The sequence below is a fragment of the Pseudomonas reactans genome, from assembly GCF_013385825.1.
Classification (GTDB): Bacteria; Pseudomonadota; Gammaproteobacteria; order Pseudomonadales; family Pseudomonadaceae; genus Aquipseudomonas; species Aquipseudomonas reactans.
Map to the genome: position 1 here is coordinate 79,119 of NZ_JACAPG010000008.1, position 14,219 is coordinate 93,337.

Sequence of the window (14,219 nt, forward strand, 5' to 3'; positions counted from 1 at the left end):
AAAAGTCTAGGAGATTGGTATGTCCAGCAACAACCCGCAAACCCGTGAATGGCAAGCCTTGAGCAGTGATCACCACCTGGCGCCGTTCAGCGACTTCAAGCAATTGAAAGAGAAAGGCCCGCGCATCATCACCAAAGCCCACGGCGTCTACCTGTGGGACAGCGAAGGCAACAAGATCCTCGACGGCATGGCCGGCCTGTGGTGCGTGGCGATCGGTTACGGTCGCGATGAACTGGCTGACGCCGCCGCCAAGCAGATGAAAGAACTGCCGTACTACAACCTGTTCTTCCAGACCGCTCACCCGCCGGTGCTGGAATTGGCCAAGGCCATTTCCGACATCGCGCCTGCCGGCATGAACCACGTGTTCTTCACCGGTTCCGGCTCCGAAGGCAACGACACCATGTTGCGCATGGTCCGCCACTACTGGGCGATCAAGGGCCAGCCAAACAAGAAAACCATCATCAGCCGCAAGAATGGCTATCACGGTTCCACCGTGGCCGGCGCCAGCCTGGGCGGCATGACCTATATGCATGAGCAGGGCGACTTGCCGATTCCTGGCATCACCCACATCGCCCAGCCGTATTGGTTTGGCGAAGGCGGCGACATGAGCCCCGAAGAGTTCGGCGTGTGGGCCGCCAACCAGTTGGAAGAAAAGATCCTGGAACTGGGCGTGGACAACGTCGGTGCCTTTATTGCCGAACCCATCCAGGGCGCCGGTGGCGTGATCGTACCGCCGGCCACCTACTGGCCGCGCATCAAGGAAATCCTCGCCAAGTACGACATCCTGTTTATTGCCGACGAAGTCATCTGCGGTTTCGGTCGTACCGGTGAGTGGTTCGGTAGCGACTTTTACGACCTCAAGCCGCACATGATGACCATCGCCAAGGGCCTGACCTCGGGTTACATCCCCATGGGCGGCCTGATCGTGCGCGATGAAGTGGTGGACGTCCTTAACGAAGGCGGTGATTTCAACCACGGTTTCACCTACTCCGGTCACCCGGTGGCGGCGGCAGTGGCGCTGGAAAACATCCGCATCATGCGCGATGAAAAAATCGTTAACCGTGTCCACGACGAAACGGCACCGTATTTGCAGAAACGTCTGAGGGAATTGGCGGACCATCCGCTGGTGGGCGAAGTGCGTGGTGTGGGTATGCTCGGCGCCATTGAACTGGTGCAGGACAAGGCCACGCGCAAGCGCTACGAAGGCAAGGGCGTCGGCATGATCTGCCGCACGTTCTGCTTCGAGAATGGCCTGATCATGCGCGCCGTAGGCGACACCATGATCATTTCGCCACCGCTGGTGATCAGCAAGGCAGAAATCGACGAGTTGGTGACCAAGGCTCGTCAGTGCCTGGACCTGACTTTGGCGGCATTGCAGGGCTAAGTGCTAGGCTCAGAACGCAGCGGCTTCGGGCGCTGCGTCTGAGTGGTTATAAAAATGGGGGCATTGGTTGAAAGCCGGCCCTCGAACTTGCCAGACTGTCGCCCTGTTTTGTTGCCCTTTGGCTGGGCCTCGAAACATATGAAGCTTGTGGCCCAAAAAAGAAAAAATTGGAGCATCACCAAATGAAGGCATTAGGTTTGAAGAACGCTGGCAAGACCCTCCTCGCCTTGTCCCTGATGGGCGCAATGGCGGGCGCGGCCCAGGCTGACGATAAAGTGCTGCACGTCTACAACTGGTCCGACTACATTGCACCGGACACCATCGCCAACTTTGAAAAAGAGTCCGGCATCAAGGTGGTGTACGACGTTTTCGACAGCAACGAAACCCTGGAAGCCAAGTTGCTGGCAGGCAAGTCCGGTTACGACATCGTCGTACCGTCGAACAACTTCCTCGCCAAGCAGATCAAGGCCGGTGTCTACCAGGAGCTGGACAAGTCCAAGCTGTCCAACTACGACAACCTGAACAAATCCCTGCTCAAAGCTGTGTCGGTCAGCGACCCGGACAACAAGCACGCCTTCCCGTACATGTGGGGCTCGATCGGCATCGGCTACAACCCGGAGAAGGTCAAGGCCGCGCTGGGCGTGGACAAGATCGATTCGTGGGACGTGCTGCTCAAGCCCGAGAACATCGCCAAGCTGAAAAGCTGCGGCGTGAGCTTCCTCGATTCGCCAACCGAAATGCTGCCGGTGGCGCTGCATTACCTGGGCCTGCCGACCGACACCCAGAAGAAGGCCGACCTGAAACAGGCTGAAGATCTGTTCCTGAAAATCCGTCCTTCGATCGGCTACTTTCACTCGTCCAAGTACATCTCCGACCTGGCCAACGGCAACATCTGCGTGGCCGTGGGTTACTCGGGTGACATCGAACAGGCCAAGTCCCGCGCGGCTGAAGCCGGTGGCAAGGTCAAGGTGGCCTACGATATTCCGAAAGAAGGCGCTGGCAGCTTCTTCGACATGGTCGCCATCCCTAAAGATGCCGAGAACGTCGACGCCGCCTACAAGTTCATGAACTACCTGCTCAAACCGGAAGTCATGGCTGAAATCACCAACAGCGTTCACTTCCCGAACGGTAACGAGAAGGCTACCGCACTGGTCGACAAAGACATCACCAGCGACCCGGGCATCTACCCGCCAGCGGACGTGCAGGCCAAGCTCTACGCCATTGCTGACTTGCCGGCCGCAACCCAGCGTGAAATGACACGCAGCTGGACCAAGATCAAGTCCGGTAAATAACCGGTCTTTGTTAACCACCGCGCCTGGCGCGGTGGTTATCGAAACAATTAAATGACAGAAAGTTTTGCCGGATCGGTTTATCGAGGGTAAGTTGCGCGCCGGTTTTGTTGCCGGGCAACAACTTTGGGCCCAACTATTTAAGAGGACCTCCACTTGCCAATTTCTTTATTTCGCAAAGCCATGCTGGTGGGTGCAGGTATCACGCTGACGTTGAGCGTGCAGGCCGCACCGACGGTGCATATTTATAACTGGTCGGATTACATCGGCACCGACACCCTGGCCAACTTTGAAAAGGCCAGCGGCATCAAGCCCGTGTATGACGTGTTTGACTCCAACGAAACCCTGGAAGGCAAGCTGCTGGCCGGGCGCACCGGCTATGACGTGGTGGTGCCGTCCAACCACTTCCTGGGCAAGCAGATCAAGGCCGGGGCGTTCCAGAAGCTCGACAAGTCATTGCTGACGAATTACGCCAATCTTGACCCGGCGCTGCTCAAGCGCCTGGAAAAGAACGACCCGGGCAACCAGTACGCCGTGCCGTACCTGTGGGGCACCAATGGCATTGGTTACAACGTCGATAAAGTGAAGGAAGTGCTGGGCGTCGACCATATCGACTCCTGGGCGGTGCTGTTCGAGCCTGAGAACATGAAGAAGCTGGCGACGTGCGGCGTGTCGTTCATGGACTCGGCGGATGAAATGCTGCCGGCGGTGCTCAACTACATGGGCCTGAACCCCAACAGTACGAACCCGGATGACTACAAGAAGGCCGAAGAGAAGCTGCTGAAAGTACGGCCGTATGTGACCTACTTCCATTCTTCCAAATACATCTCGGACCTGGCCAACGGCAACATCTGCGTGGCGGCGGGTTTCTCCGGCGATGTGTTCCAGGCCAAGGCCCGTGCGGCCGAGGCTGGCAAGGGCGTGAACATCGCCTACGCGATTCCGAAAGAAGGCGGCAACCTGTGGTTCGACGTGCTGGCTATCCCCAAGGATGCCACCAACGTCAAAGAGGCCCACGCCTTCATCAACTATTTGCTGCAACCTGAGGTGATCGCCCAGGTCAGTGATTACGTCGGTTATGCCAACCCTAACCCAGGGGCGGACAAATTGATGGAGCAATCGATACGCACGGACGAAGCGGTTTACCCACCGCAGGCGGTACTCGACAGGACCTTTGTCAACTTCGAGCTACCCCCGAAAGTGCAACGTTTGATGACCCGTAGCTGGACCAAGGTCAAGACGGGTAAGTAAGGCTCAACCTATCAAGGTTCGTCCGTATTGGACGTTCCGCACTCTTTTTTTTCTGGGAGTTTCGTAAATGGCAGTTGCCTCCGGCGCCTATAAGAAAGCCCTCGAAGGGGACCAGACACCGAAGAAGGTGCTGGTCAAAATCGACCGGGTCACGAAGAAGTTCGACGAGACGATTGCCGTGGACGATGTGTCCCTGGAAATCAAGAAAGGCGAGATCTTCGCCCTGCTCGGCGGTTCGGGTTCGGGCAAGTCCACCTTGCTGCGCATGCTCGCAGGTTTCGAGCGCCCGACCGAGGGTCGCATCTACCTCGACGGCGAAGACATCACTGACATGCCGCCCTACGAACGGCCGATCAACATGATGTTCCAGTCCTATGCCTTGTTCCCGCACATGACCGTGGCGCAGAACATCGCGTTCGGCCTGCAACAGGACAAGGTCCCCAAGGCTGAAGTCGACGCCCGTGTGGCCGAGATGCTCAAGCTGGTGCAGATGAGCCAGTACGCCAAGCGCAAGCCGCACCAGTTGTCCGGTGGCCAGCGTCAGCGTGTGGCCCTGGCCCGTTCGCTGGCCAAGCGTCCGAAACTGCTGCTGCTCGATGAGCCCATGGGCGCCCTCGACAAGAAACTGCGTTCGCAGATGCAGCTGGAACTGGTGGAAATCATTGAGCGCGTCGGCGTGACCTGCGTGATGGTGACCCACGACCAGGAAGAGGCCATGACCATGGCCGAGCGCATTGCGATCATGCACCTGGGCTGGATCGCCCAGATCGGCAGCCCGATCGACATCTACGAAACGCCTACCAGCCGCTTGGTGTGCGAGTTCATTGGCAACGTCAACATCTTCGACACCCAAGTGGTGGACGACGCCGAAGGCCACGCGGTGCTCAAGTGTGCTGACCTCGACCGCGACATCTACGTGGGCTATGGCATTGCCACGGCGGTGGAAGACAAGTCGGTGACCTACGCGATTCGCCCGGAAAAACTGCTGGTCACCACCGAAATGCCGACCTGCGAACACAACTGGTCCAGCGGCAAGGTGCACGACATCGCCTACCTGGGCGGCCACTCGGTGTTCTACGTGGAGCTGCCGAGCGGCAAGCTGGTGCAGTCCTTCGTGGCCAACGCCGAGCGCCGTGGCCAGCGGCCAACCTGGGGTGACCAAGTCTACGTGTGGTGGGAAGACGACAGCGGCGTGGTACTTCGCTCATGAACATGAAGAAGCTCAAGCGCCGCCTGCAACGAATAACGCCCAGTGGCCGCCATGCGGTCATTGGCATTCCCTTCCTGTGGCTGTTCCTGTTCTTCATGCTGCCGTTCTTCATCGTCCTGAAGATCAGTTTTGCCGAAGCCGACGTTGCGATCCCGCCGTACACCGAGATCTACACCTTCGTTGAGCAGAAACTGCAGTTGGTGCTCAACCTGGGCAACTACGCGATGCTCGGCGACGACGAGTTGTACATCGCCGCGTACCTGGGCTCGCTGAAAATGGCGTTCTTCAGCACGCTGCTGTGCCTGCTGATCGGCTACCCGATGGCCTACGCCATCGCCAGTGCGCGCAAAGAGATGCAGACCGTGCTGGTGCTGCTGATCATGATGCCGACCTGGACCGCGATCCTGATCCGCGTCTATGCGTGGATGGGCATCCTCAGCAACAACGGTTTGCTCAACGGTTTCCTGATGTCCATCGGGTTGATCAACGAGCCGCTGCAGATCCTCAACACCAACATCGCGGTGTATATCGGCGTGGTCTATTCGTACCTGCCGTTCATGATCCTGCCGCTGTACGCCAACCTGGTGAAACACGACCAGAGCCTGCTGGAGGCAGCCTCCGACCTGGGTTCGAGCACCTTCAACAGCTTCTGGAAAATCACCGTGCCGCTGTCCAAGAACGGCATCATCGCCGGGTGCATGCTGGTGTTCATCCCCGTGGTGGGTGAGTTCGTGATCCCGGAACTGCTGGGCGGCCCGGAAACCCTGATGATCGGTAAAGTGTTGTGGCAAGAATTCTTCAACAACCGTGACTGGCCGGTGGCGTCTGCCCTGGCGGTGGTGATGCTGGCGATCCTGATCGTGCCGATCATCCTGTTCAACCGCAGCCAAGCCAAAGAGATGGAGGGCAAGATATGAAGCGCTTCAGATTCTCCAGCTTTATGCTGGTGGCGGGGTTAGTGTTCATCTACCTGCCGATGCTGATCCTGGTGATCTACTCGTTCAACGAATCCAAGCTGGTGACAGTGTGGGGTGGTTGGTCGATCAAGTGGTACGTGGGCCTGCTGGACAACACCCAGTTGATGGGCTCGGTGGCGCGCTCCCTGGAAATCGCCTGCTACACGGCGGTGGCCGCGGTGGCGTTGGGTACGCTCGCGGCCTTCGTGCTGACGCGCATCAGTCAGTTCAAGGGCCGCACGCTGTTCGGCGGCCTGGTGACCGCGCCACTGGTGATGCCGGAAGTGATCACCGGTCTGTCGCTGTTGCTGCTGTTTGTGGCGATGGCGCAAATGATCGGCTGGCCCCAGGAGCGTGGCATCGTCACCATCTGGATCGCCCACACCACGTTCTGTGCGGCGTATGTGGCGGTGGTGGTGTCGGCGCGACTGCGTGAGCTGGACCTGTCGATCGAAGAAGCGGCGATGGATCTGGGCGCGCGGCCGTGGAAGGTGTTCTTCCTGATTACCATCCCCATGATCGCGCCGTCGTTGGCGGCGGGCGGCATGATGTCGTTCGCGCTGTCGCTGGATGACCTGGTATTGGCCAGCTTCGTGTCGGGGCCGGGTTCGACCACCTTGCCGATGGAAGTGTTCTCGGCAGTGCGCCTTGGGGTTAAACCCGAGATCAACGCCGTGGCCAGCCTGATCCTGTTGGCGGTGTCGCTGGTGACCTTCCTGGTGTGGTTCTTCAGCCGTCGAGCTGAAGAGCACCGCAAGAAAGCTATCCAACAAGCGATTGAAGAAGCGGCGGCGGATGGCTGGCAGCAGCCGGACAAGCGTCGGGCGGCTGCACCGGTCTAAAACCCACTTGTAGGAGCCGGCTTGCCGGCGATGGCGGTGTGTCAGTCGACAGATGAGTCAGCTGACACGCCGCCATCGCTGGCAAGCCAGCTCCTACAGTGGTTTTGTGGTGTTTATAAGGTTGTGTTTCAGGCAGTCCAGGGAGATTTGCGGATCACGTCCACAAAATTCTTCGGCTTGAACCCCGGCTCCTGATCCACCAGCACATCCGTCTTTACGTTACCAAACGTGGTCTGCGGACGATGGCGCAAGCCGTCGGCAAACGCGCAGATAATGCACTCCTTGAACCCTTCACCGCGTGGATGCGCATGCACCACGGCTTCGCGCTGCACGCTGGAAAATGCGGCGTAGTCCATGCCCAGCACGTCCATTTCCACACCGGCCGTCACCAGCGCCACGGTCGGGCGCAGATGCTGCGGTACGCCCGGCGTGGTGTGCAGGGCGATGGACAGCCACACCTGTTCGATGTCGTCATCGCTCAGCCCGTACGGCTTGAGGAACGCGGCGGCGGCGTTGGCGCCGTCGACTTCAAAGCGCTCGTTGTCACTGCGATGGCCTTCCACCAGGCCCAGGTCATGGAACATCGCGCCGACGTAGAGCAGCTCCGGGTTATAGGCGAGTTGTTTGCGTTCGCCGCTCAAGGCGCCGAACAGGAATACCCGGCGGGAGTGGTGGTAGAGCAGGTCGGATTCGACGTCGCGGATGTATTCGGTGGTGGCCTTGGCCAGGGCGCTGTCCGGGATCTGGATGCCGGCGATGGTGGTGCTCATGGTGGTTCTCCTCTGGAAAGATTCCAGTCTGGTCGCGTGCCAGCGAAGGGGCCATTGCGGCGAGGGTGCGATCCCGGCCAATGTGCCTTGATATCGCGCCAGGTCGTATCTCTGTAGGAGCGAGCTTGCTCGCGAAAAACGCCAGGGCGCCGCGCCCATCCAGGCAGAACGCGTTATCGTTAACGTTCTTCGCGAGCAAGCTCGCTCCTACAGGTCATCACAAGGCTTACCGACCATGGGCAAAACCGTCGCCATCCTGATCTTCCCCGGCGTCCAGTCATTGGACGTGACCGGTCCCATGGATGTGTTCTGCGAGGCCAACCGCTTTTTGCCGCCCCAGGACCATTACCAGCTGGAAGTGATCGGCTTCAGCCACGGCAACATGGCCGCTTCCAACGGCCTGTCATTGCAGGCCCACCATCACTACAGCGAAGCCCTGCGAGCCTACGACCTGCTGCTGGTCGCCGGCGGCCCGCAGTTACCCTTCGAAGACTTCGGCGCCGAGTTCGATGACTGGCTGCGTGGCGCCAGTGCCCGTGCGCAACGTTTTGGCTCGATCTGCAACGGCGCCTTCATGCTGGCGCGCGCCGGGCTGTTGGACGGCAAAACCGTCACCACCCACTGGAATGACGCAGCGGACCTGGCGCGCCTGTGCCCCACGGCCCAGGTCGACGCCGACCGCCTCTACGTGCAGGACGGCAATCTCTACACTTCGGCCGGGGTCACGGCAGGCATCGATCTGTCGCTGTATTTGCTGGCCCAGGATCACGGCCCGGAAGTCGCGTTGAGCGTGGCCAAGCGCCTGGTGGTGTTCACCCAGCGCTCGGGCGGGCAGTCACAGTTCAGTCCGTTCCTCACACCCCATGCTGAAACCACCTCGGCGGTGGCGCTGGTGCAGCTGTACGTGTTGGCGAACCTGACAGGGGATTTGACTATTGCCGACCTGGCCAAGGCAGCCAATATGAGCGCGCGTAATTTCTCTCGGGTGTTTGCCCGCGAGGCGCGGATCACGCCGGCGGAGTTTGTCGAACGGGCGCGGGTCGACGCGGCGCGGGTCATGCTTGAAAGCAGCCCCGCACCGCTCAAGACCGTCGCCTATCAATGCGGTTTTCGCGACGCCCAGCACATGCGCAGTGTGTTCAACCGCCGGCTGGGCGTGACGCCGCAACAGTTCCGGCTTAACTTTGCGGCGCCGGTTTGAGGGTGTCGTAGGCTTCCAAAGCGCGCAGCGAGTAGATGTACGCCGCGCCCGCATTCAGCGAGATCGCGGTGGCCAGGGTTGCGGCGACTTCTTCGCGGGTGGCGCCGGCCTTGATCGCCGCGTCGGCATGCACGCCGATGCAGCCATCGCAGCGGGTGGTGATGGCCACGGCGATGGAGATCAGTTCACGGGTCTTGGCGTCGAGCACGTTGTTTTCTTCGGCGGCTTCGCCCAGCGCCATGTAGGCTTTGACCATCTTCGGGTTGCTCTTGCCCAGCGCGCCAAAGGCTTTCTTCACGGTAGGCAGCAAGTCGGACCAGTTATTGAACATTGCGGTAACTCCTGAACAGGTTTGGTTGGTGTGGAACCAGTCTCTTCCGTTCGGGGGTGGCGTTATTGTTCAATCCGCTCATCTTTTTGACCGATGCTCGCAAATGAATTCGATCGACACACTCATCGCGCTGGCCAACCTGCGCGGCAGTCTGGATCTACGCTGTCAATTCCAGGGGGACTGGGCGCTGGATCACGCGCCGGAAAACCTCGGCGTGGCGCCTTACCACATCGTGCTCAGCGGCACTTGTCGTGCCGAGTTGTCGGGAGGGCAACAAGTGACGCTGGAAGAGGGCGATATCCTGCTGATGCCCGGCGGTGCCACGCACTTGCTGCGCAGCCAGGGTGCGCGGATCCGGCCAACGCAACCGCAAGTGGTCAGCGGCGGCCTGCTCCCGGTGCATCGTTTGGGCGGCGACCGGCCGGACCTGGACATGCTCTGTGGCAGCTTCCACTACAACCGCCAGTCACTGCTGCTCGGCGCGTTGCCGGAGTACTTGGTGGTGTCCAGTCGTGAATGGCAGGGCGACGGACAACTGGCGGCGTTGATCGCTCTGCTGCGCAGTGAAGCGGACAGCCAGCAACTGGGCGCGCGCTCCTTTATCGATGCGTTGTCGTCGGCGCTGTTCACCCTGATCCTGCGCACCTGGCTGGCGCGCCAGGCCCCCGTGGCCGGCACCTTCGCGCTGCTTGCCGATAAGCGCCTGAGCAAGGCCTGGCAGGCGATGCTGGCCGATCCGGGGCATGAGTGGACCATCGACAGCCTGGCGGCGGCTGCGACGATGTCACGCGCCACCTTCATGCGTGCGTTCGTCAAAGTGGCGGGCGTGTCGCCGTGGGTGCTGCTGACCCAGTTGCGCATGGAGCTGGCCTTCAACCTGTTGCGCCAGTCGCACCTGAGCCTGCTGGATATCGCCGCCCAGGCGGGTTACCAGTCCCAGGCGGCGTTCAGCAAGAAATTCAAGGAGACCTATGGCGAGGCGCCGGGGCGCCTGCGGTCATCGGGCGGGTAGCAACTTGAGAGTGCCACGGGTGTTGGCGGTGACTTCCTCGTCAGTGAAGTGCGCCTGTTCGTAGCCGCCCTCGATGTAGGTTTCAGCCTGGTCGCCGTAGTGCCGGTCAAACGGCACCCCGCTTTGACCGACCGGGTTGATGGTCAATGCGTGGGCCGCGTCGGCGAAGTCGATCAGGCGGCGAGTCGAAGGCCCGTAGGTGACGGGCCACGGTGCTGGGCCGATGTTGGCTGACTGGTTGTTCGGCACTTCGTGGGTGCCCGGTGCCGGGAATGGGCCGACATTGACGATCAGGTCCAAGGGTTTTTGCGAGCCCAGCGGGTGGCCGTGGGTCAGGGTGTGGGCCTTGCCCCATTGCCATTGGCTCGGGTCATCGCCGAAGGTGGCCTTTAGGTGCGCAAGGCTGTTGTCCCAGGCGAGCTTGACGGTGTCGGCGCGCTTGCCGTCCCACCACGGCGAATCCGGCGCGGCGGCCAGGCGTGGCAAGGCAGCGTCGATCACGCGGGTGCCGAGCAGGGTCTTGAACATGCCATCGCCGAGTTTCGGGTGGAAGGCGGCGTCGGCCAGGTTGAACAGGAACTGGTTGAACAGCGTGGCGCTGGTCGAGTCCAGCGGGTAGTCGCCTTTCCAGGCAGCGAGCTGCTCAACCAGTTTCAGCTGCGCCGGCTCCTTGACCACCTCACGCAGCACCGGCAACAGCGGCACCAACAGGCGCGGGCCGAAGGCGGTGGTGGTGCCGAGCTGCAAGGCCTGGCTGTTGTTCACATCCCACTTCACGCTCTTGTCGCTCAACTGCGCGTTCAACTGTTGGCCGCGATCGGCCAGGTTGTAGTAACCGGGAATCTCCATGCCAGTCGGCGAGACCGGCTGGGCATTGGCCGATACCACGTAACCGCGTGCTGGATTTTCTTCCTGGGGGTTGGCGCTGAAGGGATAGAAGCCCAGCTTGTCGGCCTGGGCGGTGCTGCCGTCGAGGATGAACCCTGCGTTGACCCCAGCCGGACGGATCGGCAACTGCGCTGCCGCCCACCAACCGATATCACCCTTGGCATTCGCCCACACAATGTTCAGCCCCGGTGCAGACACCTTGGCCGCCGCCGCGCGGGCCTTCACCAGTGTGTCGGCGCGGTTTAGCTGGTAGAAGCCCTCAAGGATCGGGTTCTGGGTATCGAGGAATGCCCACCACATGGCAATCGGCGTCTTGCCGGCGTTCTCGCCCAGCACATCATTGATGATCGGGCCGTGGGGCGATTGACGCAGGGTCAGCGTCACCGGCGCCTGGCCCTTCACTGCGATCTGTTGCTCGGTGCTGCTCATGTCGACCCATTGGTCGTGGTACCAGACCTGGTTGGTGTTGTCCGGGTTGACCTTCTCGGCGATGAGGTCGAGGTCATCGTTCTGGAACATGGTCAGGCTCCAGCCGAAGTCCAGGTTGTGCCCCAGGAACGCCACCGGCACCAGCGCATTGTGGTAGCCGTACAGCTCAAACCCCGGCGCCGACAGCTGCGCCTCGTACCACACCGACGGCACCGAAAAGCGGATATGCGGGTCACCGGCCAGCAACGGTTTGCCGCTCTTAGTGCGGCTGCCGCTGATGGCCCAGGCGTTGCTGCCTTCGAACTGCGGCAGGCCGTTGTCGGCCAGGGCCTGTTCGCTCAGGGAGGCGATGGCGCCGAGGGCCTGCCAATCGCTGGTGGCGAGGTTGAGGGCGCCCTTGGGCTGCCAGTCCAGGTCGAAGACTTTCAGGTAGTCACTGCCCAGTTGGTCGCGGATGTAAGTCAGCACAGGTTCTGTACGAAATGCCGCAGCGAAGCTGTAGGCCATGTACCCGGCGACGCTGATGGTGTCCTCGGCGGTAAACGGTCGTTTAGGGATGCCCAGCACGTCGAACTCCATCGGGCTGGCGTGGCTGTCCTGATACTGGTTGATCCCGTCCAGATAGGCTTGCAGGGCCTTCCAATGCGCCGATTCGTGGTCGAGTTGCGCCACATAGGTGGCCGCTCGGTCGCGAATGCGCAGGCTGCGGAATAGCTTGTCGGTCTCCAGCACCTTGGGCCCCAGCACCTCGGCCAGTTCGCCTCGGGCCAGGCGCCGCATGATCTCCATCTGGAACAGTCGGTCCTGGGCGTGCACGTAGCCCAGGGCGCGGTACAGGTCGGTTTCGTTCTCGGCTTGGATGTGCGGTACACCACGGTCGTCGTAACGCACCGTGACCGAGCCTTGCAGGTTGGCCAGTGCGACCGTGCCCTGGCGGGTGGGCTGCTTGCTGTACAGGTACCAGCCGGCGCCGACGGCGACCAGCACGACAAGAACCGCGAGAACCCGCAAGACGCGCTTCATGAACATTCCTTACCAAGAGTGGGGTGGCGAGTTACGAGCCTTTTGGCCACGAACAATAGCAGCCCACCGCGAGGGTGTGCGTGGCATTTACCTCGCGTCCTGTTTCAAGGGCCTTCAAGATCGGCTCGATAAAACTGTTGCTGGAATTACACGTGAGGCCTTCGCTGTAGGGCCCGAAGTACGCGAGCTTGCCGCTGCGATCCCAGATACCCACGGCCGGGCTGGCCGGCACCTGCTCGGCGCCGGGCAGGGCGGCGAGGGTTTTCATGCGGCGCAGGTTGTCGGGCAATTGGCCGTGGCTGCCGGGCTTTTGCAGCGCGTAGAACTCGACGCCTTGGGGCGCGTACTGCTCGATCAGCTCGCCCAGGTGCTGCTGGTTGCCGACGTTGCACGGGCACGCCGGGTCCCAGAAGTGCACCAGGCGAATCGGGCCGGGGCCGGCAAGGTCGGCGGGCAGCTTCAACGGGTCGCCGGAAAACACCGCCGTGTGCTCGCTGAAGGCGCGCAGGTAGCGGCCCTGGAACCAGTCATACGCCGCCCACAGCACGCCGGCGCAGATCACCAGGATCAGGCTCGCGAACAAGGCGGTGCGGTAGGGCTGTCGCATTCAGATGTATCCTCGAAGGTCGCGTAGCTTGCCATGCTTGTCCTGACAGATGAATATCGCAGCTCGATATTCATCTTTGCCGCAAGTCTGGAAGCCTTTATGCCCGTTACCTTTGACCCTGATCATCTGCGCGAAAGCTTGCGGCCCCTGGTGGATGCGCAACCGCTTTCAGCCGAGGCGCGGGTCTACCAGCGTTTTTACGGTCTGGACCAGGCCGCGAGCCGCCTGGGGCGTTTCGAGGTGGAGGGGTTTGAGGTGGTGGCGCAGGTGTGGTGGCCGCCCACGCCGGTGGCGACGATGTTCATGTTCCACGGTTTCTACGACCACATGGGGCTGTACCGTCATGTGGTGAAGTGGGCGGTGGAGCAGGGCTTCGTGGTGATCGCCTGCGATTTGCCGGGGCATGGCCTGTCCAGTGGCGTGCGTGCCAGCATCGATGATTTTGCGGTGTATCAACAAGTGGTGAATGCGCTGTTCACCCAGGCGCAAGAGCTGCAACTGCCGCAACCCTGGCACCTGTTCGGGCAAAGCACCGGCGGCGCGGTGGTGGTGGATCACCTGCTCAACCATGGCGCCGACAGCCCGGCCCAGGGCAAGACTTTCCTGCTGTCACCCCTGGTGCGGCCGCGTGCCTGGGGGTGGTCGCAGGTGAGCTACTACCTGCTGCGTCCTTTCGTCAAAGGCATTGCGCGGCGATTCAGCGAGAACACCCACGATCCGGCGTTCAAGCCGTTCCTGGAAGCCGACCCGCTGCAGCCGCGCCAACTGCCGACCGCCTGGGTCGGCGCACTGGCGCGCTGGATCAAACGCATCGAAGCCGCACCGCGCAGTGCCCGGCGACCGGTGATCGTTCAAGGTGAGGAAGATATGACGGTGGACTGGCAGCACAACCTGCAGGTGCTGCGGGGCAAGTTCGACCAGCCCGAGGTGTTGATGCTGCCGCGTGGCAGGCATCATCTGGCCAATGAGATTCCGGAGATTCGTGACGAGTACTTCCGATACTTAACGGACCACCTGTAGGAGCGA

Annotated in this window: 13 protein-coding genes; 9 read left to right on the plus strand and 4 right to left on the minus strand. The window is 61.2% G+C overall.

Annotated elements, in window-relative coordinates; genetic code table 11:
* The first annotated feature begins 19 nt into the window (after window positions 1-19).
* The 6 genes from HX868_RS08660 to HX868_RS08685 all read left to right on the plus strand — a co-directional run bounded on the left by HX868_RS08660 (window position 20) and on the right by HX868_RS08685 (window position 6,932).
* A complete protein-coding gene (locus HX868_RS08660) occupies window positions 20-1,384 on the plus strand; it encodes an aspartate aminotransferase family protein (RefSeq protein WP_016978998.1) in 1,365 nt (454 codons plus the stop codon).
* 197 nt (window positions 1,385-1,581) lie between these two features.
* A complete protein-coding gene (locus HX868_RS08665; protein ID WP_177002753.1) occupies window positions 1,582-2,676 on the plus strand; it encodes a polyamine ABC transporter substrate-binding protein in 1,095 nt (364 codons plus the stop codon).
* Between the two features lie 153 nt (window positions 2,677-2,829).
* Window positions 2,830-3,924, plus strand: a complete 1,095-nt coding sequence (locus HX868_RS08670; protein ID WP_016979000.1) for a polyamine ABC transporter substrate-binding protein — start codon at window positions 2,830-2,832, stop codon at window positions 3,922-3,924.
* A 67-nt stretch (window positions 3,925-3,991) separates the two neighbouring features.
* Window positions 3,992-5,134 (plus strand): ABC transporter ATP-binding protein, encoded by a 1,143-nt coding sequence (locus HX868_RS08675; RefSeq protein WP_177002575.1) that lies wholly within the window; start codon window positions 3,992-3,994, stop codon window positions 5,132-5,134.
* On the plus strand, window positions 5,131-6,051 hold the full coding sequence (locus tag HX868_RS08680; protein WP_016979002.1) for an ABC transporter permease subunit: 921 nt from the start codon (window positions 5,131-5,133) through the stop codon (window positions 6,049-6,051). The genes HX868_RS08675 and HX868_RS08680 overlap by 4 nt, the downstream gene beginning before the upstream one ends.
* Window positions 6,048-6,932, plus strand: coding sequence for an ABC transporter permease subunit (locus HX868_RS08685; protein WP_177002576.1), 885 nt, complete (start codon window positions 6,048-6,050; stop codon window positions 6,930-6,932). The genes HX868_RS08680 and HX868_RS08685 overlap by 4 nt, the downstream gene beginning before the upstream one ends.
* 128 nt (window positions 6,933-7,060) lie before the next feature.
* Here HX868_RS08685 and HX868_RS08690 read toward each other — a convergent pair whose 3' ends face one another.
* Complete coding sequence (locus HX868_RS08690) at window positions 7,061-7,702, minus strand: HD domain-containing protein (protein WP_177002577.1); 642 nt, start codon at window positions 7,700-7,702, stop codon at window positions 7,061-7,063.
* Between the two features lie 235 nt (window positions 7,703-7,937).
* Between HX868_RS08690 and HX868_RS08695 the strand changes: the two genes are divergently transcribed.
* Window positions 7,938-8,903 (plus strand): GlxA family transcriptional regulator, encoded by a 966-nt coding sequence (locus HX868_RS08695; RefSeq protein WP_095013922.1) that lies wholly within the window; start codon window positions 7,938-7,940, stop codon window positions 8,901-8,903.
* On the opposite strand, the gene HX868_RS08700 is transcribed toward HX868_RS08695, so the two are convergent.
* Window positions 8,881-9,234: a carboxymuconolactone decarboxylase family protein gene (locus HX868_RS08700; RefSeq protein WP_016973032.1), complete on the minus strand. Its 354-nt coding sequence runs from the start codon at window positions 9,232-9,234 to the stop codon at window positions 8,881-8,883. The two genes, HX868_RS08695 and HX868_RS08700, sit on opposite strands and share 23 nt — an antisense overlap.
* A gap of 103 nt (window positions 9,235-9,337) precedes the next feature.
* On the opposite strand from HX868_RS08700, the gene HX868_RS08705 reads away from it, so the two are divergent.
* Entirely contained in the window at window positions 9,338-10,246 is a 909-nt protein-coding gene (locus HX868_RS08705; protein ID WP_177002578.1) for an AraC family transcriptional regulator, read from the plus strand.
* On the opposite strand, the gene HX868_RS08710 is transcribed toward HX868_RS08705, so the two are convergent.
* Both HX868_RS08710 and HX868_RS08715 read right to left on the minus strand, forming a co-directional pair.
* On the minus strand, window positions 10,232-12,586 hold the full coding sequence (locus HX868_RS08710; RefSeq protein WP_177002579.1) for a penicillin acylase family protein: 2,355 nt from the start codon (window positions 12,584-12,586) through the stop codon (window positions 10,232-10,234). The two genes, HX868_RS08705 and HX868_RS08710, sit on opposite strands and share 15 nt — an antisense overlap.
* Before the next feature lie 31 nt (window positions 12,587-12,617).
* Window positions 12,618-13,193 carry a DUF6436 domain-containing protein gene (locus tag HX868_RS08715; RefSeq protein ID WP_038850692.1) on the minus strand — a complete coding sequence of 192 codons (576 nt, stop codon included), beginning with the start codon at window positions 13,191-13,193 and terminating at the stop codon, window positions 12,618-12,620.
* Between the two features lie 99 nt (window positions 13,194-13,292).
* Between HX868_RS08715 and bipL the strand changes: the two genes are divergently transcribed.
* Window positions 13,293-14,213, plus strand: a complete 921-nt coding sequence (gene bipL, locus HX868_RS08720) for a phospholipase BipL (RefSeq protein WP_177002580.1) — start codon at window positions 13,293-13,295, stop codon at window positions 14,211-14,213.
* Window positions 14,214-14,219 lie beyond the last annotated feature (6 nt).